This window comes from Streptomyces sp. H27-C3, from assembly GCF_030063415.1.
Classification (GTDB): domain Bacteria; phylum Actinomycetota; class Actinomycetes; order Streptomycetales; family Streptomycetaceae; genus Streptomyces.
Genome location: NZ_JASITA010000009.1, coordinates 107,645 through 121,854 on the forward strand (window position 1 = coordinate 107,645; position 14,210 = coordinate 121,854).

Below are 14,210 nucleotides of genomic sequence, written 5' to 3' on the forward strand. Positions count from 1 at the left end.
AGCCGGCCTTCTCGCCCACCGTCAGCCCTTCGGCCTCCGCAGGATCGCGCCGATGCGGGCCGCCGCCGTCGAGAGGTGGCGGCGGGTCTCGCGCAGCTGGTCCTCGTCGACGCCCCGGTCGCGCGCCGCGTCGCGGATGTCGTCGCGGAAGCGGTCGAGCAGCCGGTCCAAGTCACGGGCCGGGTCGCCGGACGCGTCCTCGTGCGCCCAGTCCGGCTCGGGCGGCTCGGGAACGGCGTCCTTGATGTCCGCCGCGCCCGCAGCCTCCGCCGTGTCCGCCGTGTACGTGCGCTCCGTCTTCGCCTCGGCCCCGGCTGGGGGCTCGCTCTCGGGCCGGGGGCGGCCGAAGAAGCCGAACTCCTTGGTGATCTCGGCCAGTCCCTCCCGTACCCCCGTGGGCCAGTCGCCCCGCGCGAAGTGGTCCTGGACCTGGTCCTGCACCTGCTGCGCGATGCGCTGCATCTGCTCACGCGCCTTGTCCTGCGCCTCCTTGGCCTGGCGGCGGGCCTGCTGTGCGTCCTCGCGGGCGCGGCGGCTCTCGTCCTTGGCGCGGCGCGCCTGCTCCTTCCACTCCTGCTTGGCCTTGCGCAGCTCCTCCTTCGCCAGCTGCCAGGCCTCCTTGTCGCCGAAGGCGTTCTCCCAGCCGCCCGTCGGGGGCTCGGTGTCCTTCTGGCCGTTCGATGTGTGCCGGGTCTCGGTCGCCGCGGCCCGCATCTCGCGGCGCAGGTTGCCCGCCGCGCCCCGTACGTCGTCCCGGATCTCGGAGGCCAGCTCGGAGACCGAATCGCGGATCTCCAGCTCCAGGTCGGCCAGTTCGCCGCCGCGCCCTGCCAGCTCGGCACGGCCCGCGTCCGTGATCGAGTAGACCTTGCGGCCTCCCTCTGTGGCGTGGGTGACCAGGCCCTCCGCCTCCAGCTTGGCGAGGCGCGGATAGACGGTGCCGGCGCTGGGCGCGTACAGCCCCTCGAAGCGCTCCTCAAGCAGCCGGATCACTTCGTAGCCGTGGCGCGGTGCCTCGTCGAGCAACTTGAGGAGGTACAGGCGCAGACGGCCGTGGGCGAAGACGGGAGGCATGTCAGAGCACCTTCTTGTCGGCGGGGGGTGCGGCGTGCGCGTCGAAGGGCTCTTTCTCCGTCGGCGGGCGGCGCAGCAGCGCGATGGATCCCGATACGGTCGCCGCCCTGATCTTGCCGTTGCCGTCACCGAGTGTGCCGGTGATCTTCTTGGTGCCCCATTGACCGCTGACCCGCAGGTCGTCGAAGGCGTTGGAGACGCTGCCGCTCGTGGTGTTCGCCTCCACCCGGGTGTCCGCCGGGCGCGGCAGCCGGATGGCGACCTCGCCGGAGACGGTGGTGAGGCTGATGTCGGTGGGCCGGCCCGAGGAGTCGAGGTCGATGACCATGTCGCCGCTGACCGAGTCGGCCTGTACGGACGCACCGGCGCCCTCGATCACGGTCAGGTCGCCGGAGACCGACTTGAAGTGGAGGTCGCCGGTGACGCCCTGGGTCTCCACGTTGCCCGAGACCGTGTGGGCATGGACGGCGCCGGACAGGCCGACCAGGGTCGTGTCACCGGTGACGCCGCGCACGTCCGTGCGCCCGCTGATCCCGGAGACGACCGCGCCCGCGCCGACCACACCCACCTCGACCGAGGCGCCGACGGGGACGGTGAGGGAGACGACCGCGTTGCGGCTCCAGCTCTTGCGGTCCAGCCACTTCAGGAGGTTCTGCCAGGGCAGGTCCTCGTACGCGACGGTGAGGGTGCCGTCCTGTCGGGTCACGATCAGGGGCGGGCCGTCGATCTCGGAGACCTCCAGGCGGGCCGGGCCCTCGTCGGACCCGACGACGTTCACCGTGCCGTTGACGATGCGGACATTGAGCGCCGTCACCGTGCCCTCGAAGGTGAACTTCTCAGGCTCGGCGACTGCCCGCGTCTGATCTGTCATGGTGCTGACCTCCTCGGTCGGCTCGACGCAACATATCGCGTCTCTTGGGAGACACGATATATCGCGGACCGCCGAAGTCAAGGCGGTAAAGGCGGCTCGGGGGCGAGTGGCCCACTCATACCCTCCCAAGAACGACAAAGTGCCCTAGCGTAAGGGTATGAACGCGACACCCGGAACCGGAACCGTGGGAGCGCTGCTGCTGTGCGGGGCCGACCCCGATGCGGTGCGCCCCGCCGCGCACCTGCTGCGCGAACGGCTGCTGCTGGCCCCGGCGGGCGCGGAGCACGGCCGGTGGAGCGTGCTGGTGCCGGAGGGCAAGCCCTGGCTGGACGGCGGCGAACCGGTCGACGCGGTCGTCGCGGGCTGGGCCGCCGCGCTGGCCGTCGGCGTCACCTGGCCGGTCCTCGGCCTGTGGTGGGACGCCGACCGGGCCGGCTTCACGCTCGCCTCGGGCTTCCGGCGGCCGGTCGGCTACGTATGGCTCGCGGACGGCACCCCGCTCGGCGAGGACGAGGCGATGCGGACCTTCGCGGCCCGGCTCGGGCTCGACCCCGTACTCGACGTACAGGCGCTGGAGCCGCTCACGCTTCCCGATCCCGACGCCGACGGCCGGGCCCGCCTGCTGGGTCTGCTCGCGGTGCTGGTCGGCTCGGGCCTGCACCTGCCGCCCGGCCTCACCCCCGGCGAGCCCGCCGACCGGCTGCGCGAGGCGGTCCGGGTGCGGGCCGGCACGGAGACGGTGGAGTGGTCGGGCTGGCGCGACGCGGTCCGCGCGGAACTCGACGTGGTCGACGCCGGCCCACTGGGCCCCTGGCTCCGAGGCCCGAAGGCCCGCCTGCTCGGCGCGGCCCAACTGGCGGCAGGCGTACCGCTGACGCTGTGGGGCCTGCGGCGACGCGGCGGGGGCTGGGTGGTCGCGGGGACGGTACTGGTGGTCCACGGGGCCCTGGGGCTGCTCTACGACCGGGTGCGCGGGCGGCGGCAGTAGCCCCCGCCGCGGCTCCCCGAACCGGCCGGGGCTCCCCGGACTACTCGTCCGCGTCCTCGTCGTCGTCCAGCCGGGCCAGCCAGGTCGCGAGACGCTCGACCGGGACCTCGAAGTCGGGGTTGAGATCGACGAACGTACGCAGCTGCTCGGTGAGCCACTCGAAGGTGACCTCCTCCTCGCCGCGTCGCTTGGCCAGCTCCTCGATACCGCGGTCGGTGAAGTACAAGGGATGCTCCGGTGGGGTGACGTGGGTGTACCCGGCCAGGTTACGACCTCCCCCGGGTCCCGCCAGGCAGCGGGTGATACCCGGATACGGCCGGGCCCTCCTTCGCGTCCTACGGAAGCGTCCTGGGGACGAACAGCCGTGATCAGGCCTCGAAGACCTCGTTCATCAGCTGCTGCTGCTCCGCCTGGTGACGCTTCGCCGAACCGACCGCCGGGGACGAGCCGTGCGGGCGCGAGATGCGGCGCAGGCGCTCGCCGTGCGGGACGTCCGCGCCGACCGCCAGGTCGAGGTGGTCGATCAGGTTGAGCGCGATGAACGGCCACGCACCCTGGTTCGCCGGCTCCTCCTGCGTCCACAGGTATTTCTCGGCGTTCGGGTACTTGGCGATCTCCTGCTGGAGCTCCTTGCCCGGCAGCGGGTACAGGCGCTCCAGACGGATGATCGCCGTGTCCGTGCTGCCGCGCTTCTGGCGCTCGGCCTCCAGGTCGTAGTAGACCTTGCCGGCGCAGAAGACGACCTTGCGGACGGCGGCCGGGTCGACCGACTCGTCGCCGATCACCGGGCGGAACCCGCCGTTGATGAACTCTTCCGCCTTTGACGCCGCCGCCTTCAGCCGCAGCATCGACTTCGGGGTGAAGACGATGAGCGGCTTGTGGTGCGGGTTGTGGACCTGCCAGCGCAGCAGGTGGAAGTAGTTCGACGGCAGAGTCGGCATGGCGACCGTCATGTTGTTCTGCGCGCACATCTGGAGGAAGCGCTCGGGGCGCGCGGACGAGTGGTCCGGGCCCTGGCCCTCGTGGCCGTGCGGCAGGAGCAGCGTGACGCCGGAGGTCTGGCCCCACTTCTGCTCGGCCGAGGAGATGAACTCGTCGACGACGGTCTGCGCGCCGTTGACGAAGTCACCGAACTGGGCCTCCCACATGACCAGTGACTCGGGCCGGGCGAGCGAGTAGCCGTACTCGAAGCCCATGCACGCGTATTCGGAGAGCAGCGAGTCGTAGACGTTGTAGCGGGCCTGCTCCTCCGAGAGGTAGAGCAGCGGGGTGTAGTCCTCGCCGGTCTCCTGGTCGACGAGCACCGCGTGGCGCTGACCGAAGGTGCCGCGGCGGGTGTCCTGGCCCGACAGGCGGACCGGCACCCCCTCCATCAGCAGTGAGCCGATGGCGAGGGTCTCGCCCATGCCCCAGTCGATCGTGCCGTCCTCCACCGAGGCGGCGCGGCGCTGCATCTGCGGCATCAGGCGCGGGTGCACCTTGACCCGGTCGGGGATGTTGACCTGGGACTCGGCGATCCGCTTGACGACCTCCTGCGAGATCGCGGTGGTGACGTGCACCGGGAACTCGGCCTGGGCGTCCGGGACCGGCGCGGCGGCGGGCTGCGAAGTGGCCTCGCGGACCTCCGCGAAGACCTTCTCCAGCTGACCCTGGAAGTCCTGGAGCGCCTGCTCCGCCTCTTCCAGCGTGATGTCGCCGCGACCGATGAGGGACTCGGTGTAGAGCTTGCGCACCGAGCGCTTCTTGTCGATCAGGGTGTACATCTGCGGGTTGGTGAACTGCGGGTTGTCGCCCTCGTTGTGACCGCGGCGGCGGTAGCAGATGAGGTCGATCACGACGTCCTTGTTGAACACCTGGCGGAACTCGAAGGCCAGCCGCGCGACGCGCACCACGGCCTCCGGGTCGTCGCCGTTCACGTGGAAGATCGGCGCCTCGATCATGCGGGCCACGTCGGTCGCGTACATCGAGGAACGTGATGCCTCGGGGGCGGCGGTGAAGCCGACCTGGTTGTTGATGACGACGTGCACCGTGCCGCCGGTCCGGTAGCCGCGCAGCTGCGACATGTTGAGCGTCTCGGCCACGACGCCCTGGCCCGCGAAGGCCGCGTCGCCGTGCAGGGCGATGGGCAGGACCGTGAAGTCCGTACCGCCCTTGTTGATGACGTCCTGCTTGGCGCGGGCGACACCCTCCAGGACCGGGTCGACGGCCTCCAGGTGCGAGGGGTTGGCGACCAGCGAGACCTTGATCTGCTCACCGTCGAGACCCGTGAAGGTGCCCTCGGCGCCCAGGTGGTACTTCACGTCACCGGAGCCGTGCATCGACTTCGGGTCGAGGTTGCCCTCGAACTCCCGGAAAATCTGCGCGTACGACTTGCCGACGATGTTGGCGAGGATGTTCAGCCGGCCGCGGTGGGCCATGCCGATGACGACCTCGTCCAGACGCGACTCGGCGGCCGAGTCGATCACGGCGTCAAGCAGCGGGACGACGGACTCGCCGCCCTCCAGGGAGAACCGCTTCTGGCCGACGTACTTCGTCTGCAGGAAGGTCTCGAACGCCTCCGCGGCGTTCAGCCTGCGCAGGATGCGCAGCTGCTCCTCGCGCTCGGGCTTGGTGCCCTGGCGCTCGACGCGGTCCTGGATCCACTGGCGCTGCTTCGGGTCCTGGATGTGCATGAACTCGATGCCCGTCGTGCGGCAGTACGAGTCGCGCAGGACGCCGAGGATGTCGCGCAGCTTCATCATCGACTTGCCGCCGAAACCGCCGACGGCGAACTCGCGCTCCAGGTCCCACAGCGTGAGCCCGTGCACATTGATGTCGAGGTCGGGGTGCTTGCGCTGGCGGTACTCCAGCGGGTCGGTGTCGGCCATGACGTGGCCGCGGACCCGGTAGGAGTGGATCAGTTCGAAGACCCGCGCGGCCTTGGTGACGTCGTCGTCGTGCGAGACGTCGATGTCCTTGAGCCAGCGGACCGGCTCGTAGGGGATGCGCAGCGACTCGAAGACGTCGTCGTAGAAGCCGCTCTCGCCGAGGAGCATGTTGGCGAGGATCCGCAGGAACTCGCCGGAGGCGGCGCCCTGGATGACCCGGTGGTCGTACGTCGAGGTCAGCGTCATGACCTTGGCGATGCCCAGCTTGTTCAGGGTGTCCTGCGACGTGCCCTGGAACTCGGCCGGGTAGTCCATCGCGCCGACGCCCAGGATGAGGCCCTGATTGGGCATCAGGCGGGGCACGGAGTGGACGGTGCCGATGCCGCCGGGGTTGGTCAGCGACGCGGTGACGCCGGTGAAGTCCTCCATCGTCAGCTTGTTCGCGCGGGCGCGGCGGACGATGTCCTCGTACGCCTGCCAGAACTCGAAGAAGCTGAGCGTCTCGGCCTTCTTGATGGCCGCGACGACGAGCTGGCGGTCGCCGTTCGGCTTCACCAGGTCGATGGCCAGGCCCAGGTTCACATGCTCGGGCTTGACCAGCGTCGGCTTGCCGTCCTTCTCCATGAACGACTGGTTCATGGCCGGCATGGCCTTGATGGCCTGCACCATCGCGTACCCGATGAGGTGCGTGAAGGAGACCTTCCCGCCCCGGGCGCGCTTGAGGTGGTTGTTGATGACGATGCGGTTGTCGAACAGCAGCTTCACCGGGACGGCGCGCACGGACGTGGCCGTGGGCACCTCCAGCGAGGCGTTCATGTTCTTGGCGACCGCGGCGGCGGGACCGCGCAGCGTGACCAGCTCGGGGCCGGTGGGCGCCTCGGCGGCGGCCTTGTCCGCGACGGGCTTGTCCGCGGGGACCTTCGCCGCTGGAGCGGTCGCGGCGGGCTTGGCGGCTGCCGGAGCAGCGGCGGCGGGCTTGGCGGGCGCCGGTGTTGCTGCCGCGGGCTTCGCCGCAGGGGCGGGCGCGGCCGCGGCGGGCGCGGCCGCAGCAGGTGCGGCCGGCGCGGGTGCGGCCGGCGCGGGTGCGGCCGGCGCGGGTGCGGCCTGGGCCGCGGGGGCCGAGGCGGCGGCCGGGGTGGTGGCCTCGGCCCCGTCGGTGGCAGGCTTCTCCGCCGCGCTGGGGGAGCCTGGCTTGTAGTCGGCGAAGAAGTCCCACCAGGCGCGGTCGACCGAATTCGGGTCCTGGAGGTACTGCTGATAGATCTCGTCGACGAGCCACTCATTGGGACCGAAGGCAGCGGCAGGGTTCTTTCCCTGCCCGTTTTGGTCGGTCGAGATGCTCGAGCTACTGGGGGACTGAGACGACACGGCGTGAACCGCCCTCTTCCGCTTCGCAAGGTGATGGACAGCGGAAATAAAGGCTACGCCTCCCCGGCCGACAGGTGCAGGCCGGGCGGGCATCCGTCGCGTAAGTCACATTGCAGTGCTGGTTTCGGCGCGTGGATTGGCGGGAAACGAGCATGGTTCCGCTGTGGTCCGGATAGGCCGGACCGTGGCTACGGCCCACTGGGCCGTACCCCCCTGTGGATGACACGCAGAACGTGGCCTTCCGGTTCGAACCCTACGTCAACTGGTCGGCCGCGGGCTTCCCGGAAGGGTGACCTGGATCCGGCAGCCCCGAGCGGATTCGGCCACTCCGATGCGCCCGCCGTGCAGATCCACCGCCCAGCGGGCGATGGCGAGGCCCAGACCCGTACCGCCGTCACTGCCCGGACCGTGCGGGGACGGCGAGCTGCCGCGGTTGAAGCGCTCGAAGACCCGGTGCCATTCGGACTCCGGGATTCCAGGGCCCTCGTCCAGCACCTCCAGGTCCAGACTCTCCGGCTGCGGTCCGCGCCTGGCCCGGATCGTGACCCGGCCGTGCGGCGGGGAGTGCTTGACGGCGTTGTCCAGGAGGTTGGCGACGACCTGGTGCAACCGCTCCGCGTCCGCGTGCGCGGTCAGCTCGGGCGGCGAGACGTCCAGGTGCAGATGGACGTCGCTGCGCGTGTGGCTGCCCGAGCCCGACGCCAGACCGCGCTGGGAGGCAAGTACGTTCGCCTCCTTGAGCACGCCCGAGAGGTACGGCCAGACCTCGAAGCGCCGCGCCTTCAGCGGTACGACGCCGTTGTCGAGGCGCGACAGGTCCAGCAGGGTCTCCACGAGCCGACCGAGGCGCTCCGTCTGCTTCAGTGCCGTACGCATCGTCTCCGGATCCGCCGCGGACACCCCGTCCACGACGTTCTCCAGCACGGCTCTCAGCCCCGCGATGGGGGTTCTCAGCTCGTGCGAGACATTGGCGACCAGCTCCTTGCGGTGCCGGTCCACGGCCTCCAGATCGTCCGCCATGCGGTTGATCGTGGCGGCGAGGTCGCCCAGCTCGTCGCGGCGCCCGGCGCCGCGCACCCGCCGCGTGTAGTCGCCGTGCGCGATGGACCGGGCCACCGTCGTCATGTCGTCGAGCGGCGACGTCAGGCTGTGCGCCACGAACTGGGTGATCAGCATCGAGGCGATCACCGAGAAGACCGTGATGAAGCGCAGCTCCGTCTTGGTGCGCAGCGCCACCAGGATCAGGCCGGTGGTGATGAAGACCGAGACGACCACCAGTGTGCCGAGCTTGGTCTTGATCGAGAAGGGCCGCAGCCCGTTCCCCTGCCGTGTCATGCGGGCGGAGTCTCCAGTGCGTACCCCACACCGTGCACGGTACGGATCCGCTCCGCGCCGATCTTCCGGCGCAGTGCCTTGATGTGGCTGTCGACGGTCCTGGTGCCCGACGCGTCCGCCCAGTCCCACACCTCGGCGAGCAGCTGTTCGCGCGAGAGCACGGCCCGCGGCGTGTTCGCCAGGCACACGAGCAGATCGAACTCGGTGGGCGTCAGGTGTACATCCTCACCGCGGACCCGGACCCTGCGCTGCGCGTGGTCGATCTCGAGTTCGCCGAGGCGCAGGATTCCGGTGCGCGGAGTCGATGCGGCGAGGGTCGCCCGCTCCACCCGGCGCAGCAGTACGTGCACCCGGGCCGCCAGCTCGCGCATGGAGAACGGCTTGGTCATGTAGTCGTCCGCGCCGACCCCGAGGCCGACCAGCATGTCGGTCTCGTCGTCGCGGGCCGTCAGCATCAGGACCGGCACTGGGCGCTGCGCCTGGACGCGACGGCAGACCTCAAGGCCGTCGAAGCCCGGCAGCATGATGTCGAGAACCATCAGATCGGGTTGCCATGCCTCGGCCGCGTCCACGGCCGCAGGGCCGTCGACTGCCGTCTGGACCTGAAAGCCCTCGGCACGCAGCCGCGCGGCAATGGCGTCGACGATCGTGGCATCGTCCTCGACGACCAGCACCCGGCGCTGAGCGCCGGGAGTGGCCGCGAGGCCGTTGTGGCTGGTGTGTGTCTGCTCCATCGCCCGCCCCTGGGAGTTCTCCGGCTAGATCCCGTGTGTAGGGCAGCAGCGTAGAGGCAGTGAAGGCATCCCGGCTACGCAGGGCGAACGGCAAGACGGACCACGTCAGGCACGCCCCGGGCAACTGGGATCTCTTCGGCCCTAACCAAGTTGAATCCGGCATTCCGCATCGAGTCCTCGAAGAGGGCGGACGGCCGCGCCGACCAGACCGCGAGGATGTCCCCTGGCCTCAACAGCCCCATGCGTCCCGCGAGTCCCAGCGGAGAGTGGAGAGCGTCGTTGTCGTCGGTCACGGTCCAGTCCGGCCCGTTGTCGATGTCCAGGCGGAGCGCGTCGTGTGTGCCGCGGTTTGTATCGAAGGGCGAAGCGGGGCGGACAATCCGGCTTTTGCGTACGTAATCCACAAGGGCGGTGTGAATGATGTCGCACCGGGAATCGCCGAGCGCCACCCCCGAGATCCTGCTCAGCGGCCCTGCGCGATGCCGGTCGAGGACGGCCTGCTCCCGCTCGACCACCACGATCCGCCCCCACCGGGACTGCACGGCGGCCCGCGCCAACGAGAAGCCGACACCCAGCCGCCGATGAGCGGCGCGGGGGCCGGCCGGTCGGCGGGAAGCGCGTCGAGGGCGGCATCGAGCAGGCGCCGCTCGGAGCGCCCGTCGGAAGTGCCCGTCAGGAAGCACCCGTTGGCGATGATCTCGTGGCGCTCCCCGCGCTCCCGCGGAACAACCTCGCCGTACGGCCCCTCGCTCCGGTCGAGGGTGACGGGTGGCGCGCTTTCGGGCACGGCCGCCATCCTCGCGGCTCGATTTCAAGCCTGTACGGCGATGGAGAAGATCGCGACATTGACTTGAATCCGCCCCCGGACCCGCTGCTCGGGCGCCCGGCTCGTACGCCTACGCACGGCGAGGCGTGAAGGTTGCCTCATGTGATGTACGGCACAGGCGGGGCAGGAGCTGATCGTCGAGGGTGAGCGTTGTCCGTAGGTAACGACCTCGGGGGCAATGGAGCGTGGATCAGCGAGCGTCGTCGACCGACGACAACGCCGGAGGCGGAGTCGCAGGGCGTCGGGAGCCCGCGCGCCATCGCCCCCGAGGTCGTGAGACCCGTTAGGGCCGCGGAAGAGACACGATGGCGGAAGGGGCCCCACCCAGTGCGGAGCGCAGCGCCGACCGGGAACAGGACGGTGCGTTCCGACGTCCTGCTGGTAGGCATCCCCGGACAGCGGACGGCGCCCGCGCCCGCCTCCGTATCCGCGCCCGCCGCCGGGCGGCGGCGGTCCTGGCGCCGCTGGCGGCTCCTTCCCACCCCCGTCGGCACCCCCTTCACGTTCTCCTACGCGCTGGTCCTGATCGCCACCTCGCTGTTCGCCGAGTACGCCGACCCGGCGACCGTCTCGGACGCGCTGCGGGGGTCCAGCACCGATGTCGCGCACCTCACCGAGAGCCCGTTGCTCGTCCTGGTGGCCAGCGCCCTGTGGGTCGCCGGTGGCCTCGCGTCGCCGTATGCCGTCGGGTTCGTCTTCGTCCTCACCGCGCTGGAGCGCCGCGTCGGCGGTCTGCGATCGGCGGGGGTGTTCCTGCTCGGGCATGTGGTGGCGACGCTCGCCACCGAGGTCCCGGTCGGGCTTTCGGTGCTGGTGGGGCATCTGCCGGACAGTTCGCTGCACCGGTTCGACTACGGCATCAGCTTCGGCCTGATGGCGAGTGTCGGCGCCCTGGCGGGGCTGCTGACGCCGTGGGTGCGGTGGGCCGTCCTGGCCGGTGTCGGAGCGATGCTGCTCCAGGACCTCCTGGCGTTCACGGACCCGCTGACGAACTGGGGCCATCCACTGGCCCTGCTGCTCGGTGTGGCGTTCTGGCCGCTGGTACGACGCCGGGCCCGCGTTCCCGACTGACACGCTGACCGCGCGCGGCGAAGCCGCCGTCGGGGGCGACGACGAGGACGCGGATGACGCCGCCGCGCGTCCAGGACCTGAGTGTGTAGTCGGCGGGAGTCTCGGCGCTCGACGGGCTCAGGGTGTTCGTCGTCAGCCAGCCGGGACCGTCGGATACCCACCCCGGGCCGAGCCACGGCGCGACGATCTCCGGCTCCAGGAAGATCTTGAGGCAGGCGGCCGGGGCGGCGTACGCCTCGGCGAGCTTGCGGACCGTCGCCCCGTCGGCGTCGGTCATGACATGCCGGGTGGCGTGGTGCGGGGGCCGACGTCGACCGTGAGGCCCCAGGGCCGGGGCAGGGGATCCGCCGTGCCCCGGGACACGACCCAGCCGTCGAACCAGGTGCGGACGATATCGGCGGTGGTGTGGCCCCGGACATGCCGCACTCCCGATTGTTTGGTAATGGCTAGTTATAGATATCAGCCCTTACGTGCGCTGCTTGGGGAGTCGCCTCTGCGACCACCGTGTCCTGATCGCTCAGAGCGAACGCACGCTCGGGAACATTCGGCCGCTCCCCAGCATTGAGTCGGCATAGCTCAACTTCACTGCCCAAGGGGAGATCATGGCATCGACGTCCAATCCACTCACCCTGCCCGTGCTGCCGCTCGACGACGAGGTCGTGCTGCCCGGAATGGTGGTGCCCCTGGACCTGTCCGAACCTGACGTACGCGCCGCGGTGGAGGCCGCACAGGCCGCCGCCCGTTCCAGTGGCAACAAGCCGCAGGTGCTCCTCGTTCCTCGAATCGACGGCACGTACGCGGGGACCGGTGTCCTCGGCAGAGTCGAGCAGGTCGGCCGTCTCTCCGACGGCGATCCCGGCGCCCTCATCCGGGGCGTCGACCGTGTGCGGGTCGGCGCGGGAACGACCGGACCCGGCGTGGCCCTGTGGGTCGAGGGCAACCGCGTCGAGGAGAGCGTCCCGGACCCCCTGCCCGGTTCCGTCACCGAGCTGATCACCGAGTACAAGGCGCTCGCCACCAGCTGGCTGAAGAAGCGCGGCGCCTGGCAGGTCGTGGACCGCGTCCAGCAGATCGAGGGCGTCTCCGCGCTCGCCGACAACTCCGGCTACTCGCCCTTCCTCACCACCACCCAGAAGGTGGAGCTGCTGGAGACCGCCGACCCGGTGGTCCGCCTCAAGCTCGCCGTGAAGTGGCTGAGCGAGCACCTCGCCGAGCAGGACGTCGCCGAGTCCATCGCCAAGGACGTGCAGGAGGGCGTGGACAAGCAGCAGCGCGAGTTCCTGCTGCGCCGCCAGCTCGACGCCGTACGCAAGGAACTGCGCGAGATCAACGGTCAGGATGGCGAGGACGAGTCCGACGACTACCGGACGCGTGTCGAGGCCGCCGACCTCCCCGAGAACGTCCGTGAGGCCGCCCTCAAGGAGGTCGACAAGCTGGAGCGTTCCTCGGACCAGTCGCCCGAGGGCTCCTGGATCCGCACCTGGCTCGACACCGTCCTCGAACTGCCGTGGACCGAGCGGACCGAGGATCAGTACGACGTCCAGGGCGCCAAGGCGATCCTCGACGCGGAGCACGCGGGCCTGGACGACGTGAAGGAGCGCATCACCGAGTACCTCGCGGTGCGCAAGCGCCGGGCCGACCGCGGCCTCGGCGTTGTCGGGGGCCGTCGCGGCGGCGCGGTGCTGGCCCTGGTCGGCCCGCCCGGCGTCGGCAAGACCTCACTGGGCGAGTCCGTCGCGCACGCGATGGGGCGTAAGTTCGTCCGGGTCGCGCTCGGCGGCGTACGCGACGAGGCGGAGATCCGCGGACACCGGCGTACGTACGTCGGCGCTCTCCCGGGACGTATCGTCCGCGCCATCAAGGAGGCCGGTTCGATGAACCCGGTCATCCTCCTCGACGAGATCGACAAGGTCGGCTCCGACTACCGCGGCGACCCGGCCGCGGCCCTGCTCGAAGTCCTGGACCCGGCGCAGAACCACACCTTCCGCGACCACTACCTCGAAGTCGAACTCGACCTGTCCGACGTCGTCTTCCTCGCCACGGCCAACGTCGTCGAAGCCATCCCGGAGGCCCTGCTCGACCGCATGGAGCTGGTCAGGCTCGACGGCTACACGGAGGACGAGAAGGTCGTCATCGCCCGCGACCACCTGCTCCCGCGCCAGCTGGAGCGCGCGGGCCTGGAGCCCGGCGAGGTCACCCTCGACGACTCCGCGCTGCGCAAGCTGGCGGGGGAGTACACCCGGGAGGCGGGTGTACGCAACCTGGAGCGCTCGGTGGCACGGCTGCTGCGCAAGGTCGCGGCGCAGCACGAACTCGGCGAGCGGGAACTCCCGTTCACGATCGCCGACGAGCACCTGCGGGGGCTCATCGGCAGGCCGCACCACGTCCCGGAGTCCGCCCAGGACCCGGCGGAGCGCCGCACGGCGGTCCCCGGCGTGGCCACGGGCCTCGCGGTGACGGGCGCGGGCGGCGACGTGCTGTTCGTCGAGGCGTCCCTCGCGGACGAGGAGACGGGCGCCGCGGGGTTGACCCTGACCGGCCAACTGGGCGACGTCATGAAGGAGTCCGCGCAGATCGCGCTCTCCTTCCTGCGCTCGCACGGCGCCGAACTGGAGCTGCCGGTCGCGGACTTGAAGGACCGGGGCGTGCACATCCACTTCCCGGCGGGTGGCATCCCCAAGGACGGCCCGAGCGCGGGCATCACCATGACGTCGGCGCTGGCTTCGCTCCTTTCTGGCCGCCCGGTCCGTACGGACGTGGCGATGACGGGCGAGGTCTCCCTGACCGGCCGCGTCCTACCGATCGGCGGCCTGAAGCAGAAGCTGCTGGCCGCGCACCGGGCGGGCATCACCACGGTGGTGATCCCCAAGCGGAACGAGGCGGACCTGGACGACGTACCGGCGGAGATCCTGGACAAGCTGGAGGTCCACCCGGTGACGGATGTCCGCCAGGTCCTGGAGATCGCGCTGGCCCCGGCGGGGACGGAGATCAAGGTCCGGGTCGCGGCGTAGGGGCGTAGGGCGTGACATGTGTGTGCCGAGGGACCCGGACGGGGTTTCCTCGGCACACACATGTC

The 14,210-nt window shown here is 70.5% G+C and carries 9 protein-coding genes and 1 pseudogene; 3 read left to right on the forward strand and 7 right to left on the reverse strand.

The features are described from left to right. Positions 1–21: 21 nt before the first annotated feature. Both QMK30_RS11340 and QMK30_RS11345 read right to left on the reverse strand, forming a co-directional pair. The gene (locus QMK30_RS11340) at positions 22–1,074 is read right to left on the reverse strand and encodes a PadR family transcriptional regulator (RefSeq protein ID WP_283517312.1); all 1,053 of its coding nucleotides are present in this window, start codon (positions 1,072–1,074) and stop codon (positions 22–24) included. 1 nt (position 1,075) lies between these two features. Then, positions 1,076–1,945, reverse strand: coding sequence for a DUF4097 family beta strand repeat-containing protein (locus tag QMK30_RS11345; protein WP_283517314.1), 870 nt, complete (start codon positions 1,943–1,945; stop codon positions 1,076–1,078). A gap of 157 nt (positions 1,946–2,102) precedes the next feature. On the opposite strand from QMK30_RS11345, the gene QMK30_RS11350 reads away from it, so the two are divergent. Beyond that, a complete protein-coding gene (locus tag QMK30_RS11350; RefSeq protein WP_283517316.1) occupies positions 2,103–2,933 on the forward strand; it encodes a hypothetical protein in 831 nt (276 codons plus the stop codon). Positions 2,934–2,973: 40 nt separating this feature from the next. Here QMK30_RS11350 and QMK30_RS11355 read toward each other — a convergent pair whose 3' ends face one another. The 5 genes and pseudogenes from QMK30_RS11355 to QMK30_RS11375 all read right to left on the reverse strand — a co-directional run bounded on the left by QMK30_RS11355 (position 2,974) and on the right by QMK30_RS11375 (position 10,033). Beyond that, complete coding sequence (locus QMK30_RS11355) at positions 2,974–3,159, reverse strand: DUF6104 family protein (protein WP_283517318.1); 186 nt, start codon at positions 3,157–3,159, stop codon at positions 2,974–2,976. Between the two features lie 142 nt (positions 3,160–3,301). After that, positions 3,302–7,168 (reverse strand): multifunctional oxoglutarate decarboxylase/oxoglutarate dehydrogenase thiamine pyrophosphate-binding subunit/dihydrolipoyllysine-residue succinyltransferase subunit, encoded by a 3,867-nt coding sequence (locus tag QMK30_RS11360; RefSeq protein WP_283517320.1) that lies wholly within the window; start codon positions 7,166–7,168, stop codon positions 3,302–3,304. 258 nt (positions 7,169–7,426) lie between these two features. After that, on the reverse strand, positions 7,427–8,503 hold the full coding sequence (locus tag QMK30_RS11365) for a HAMP domain-containing sensor histidine kinase (protein WP_283517321.1): 1,077 nt from the start codon (positions 8,501–8,503) through the stop codon (positions 7,427–7,429). Continuing rightward, positions 8,500–9,237: a response regulator transcription factor gene (locus QMK30_RS11370; protein ID WP_283517323.1), complete on the reverse strand. Its 738-nt coding sequence runs from the start codon at positions 9,235–9,237 to the stop codon at positions 8,500–8,502. Before QMK30_RS11370 ends, QMK30_RS11365 begins: the two co-directional genes overlap by 4 nt. Before the next feature lie 74 nt (positions 9,238–9,311). Further along, positions 9,312–10,033 (reverse strand): annotated as a pseudogene (locus QMK30_RS11375) (spermidine synthase). 390 nt (positions 10,034–10,423) lie between these two features. Here QMK30_RS11375 and QMK30_RS11380 point away from each other — a divergent pair. Next, positions 10,424–11,134, forward strand: a complete 711-nt coding sequence (locus QMK30_RS11380; RefSeq protein WP_349362061.1) for a rhomboid-like protein — start codon at positions 10,424–10,426, stop codon at positions 11,132–11,134. A gap of 602 nt (positions 11,135–11,736) precedes the next feature. Beyond that, entirely contained in the window at positions 11,737–14,145 is a 2,409-nt protein-coding gene (gene lon / locus QMK30_RS11385) for an endopeptidase La (protein WP_283517325.1), read from the forward strand. The last annotated feature ends 65 nt before the right edge of the window (positions 14,146–14,210 follow it).

Bases quoted from the DNA above. Each gene is read 5' to 3' on its own strand.
- QMK30_RS11340 (WP_283517312.1), bottom strand. From the start codon at position 1,074: ATGCCTCCCGTCTTCGCCCACGGCCGTCTGCGCCTGTACCTCCTCAAG.
- QMK30_RS11345 (WP_283517314.1), bottom strand. From the start codon at position 1,945: ATGACAGATCAGACGCGGGCAGTCGCCGAGCCTGAGAAGTTCACCTTC.
- QMK30_RS11350 (WP_283517316.1), top strand. From the start codon at position 2,103: ATGAACGCGACACCCGGAACCGGAACCGTGGGAGCGCTGCTGCTGTGC.
- QMK30_RS11365 (WP_283517321.1), bottom strand. From the start codon at position 8,503: ATGACACGGCAGGGGAACGGGCTGCGGCCCTTCTCGATCAAGACCAAG.
- QMK30_RS11370 (WP_283517323.1), bottom strand. From the start codon at position 9,237: ATGGAGCAGACACACACCAGCCACAACGGCCTCGCGGCCACTCCCGGC.
- lon (WP_283517325.1), top strand. From the start codon at position 11,737: ATGGCATCGACGTCCAATCCACTCACCCTGCCCGTGCTGCCGCTCGAC.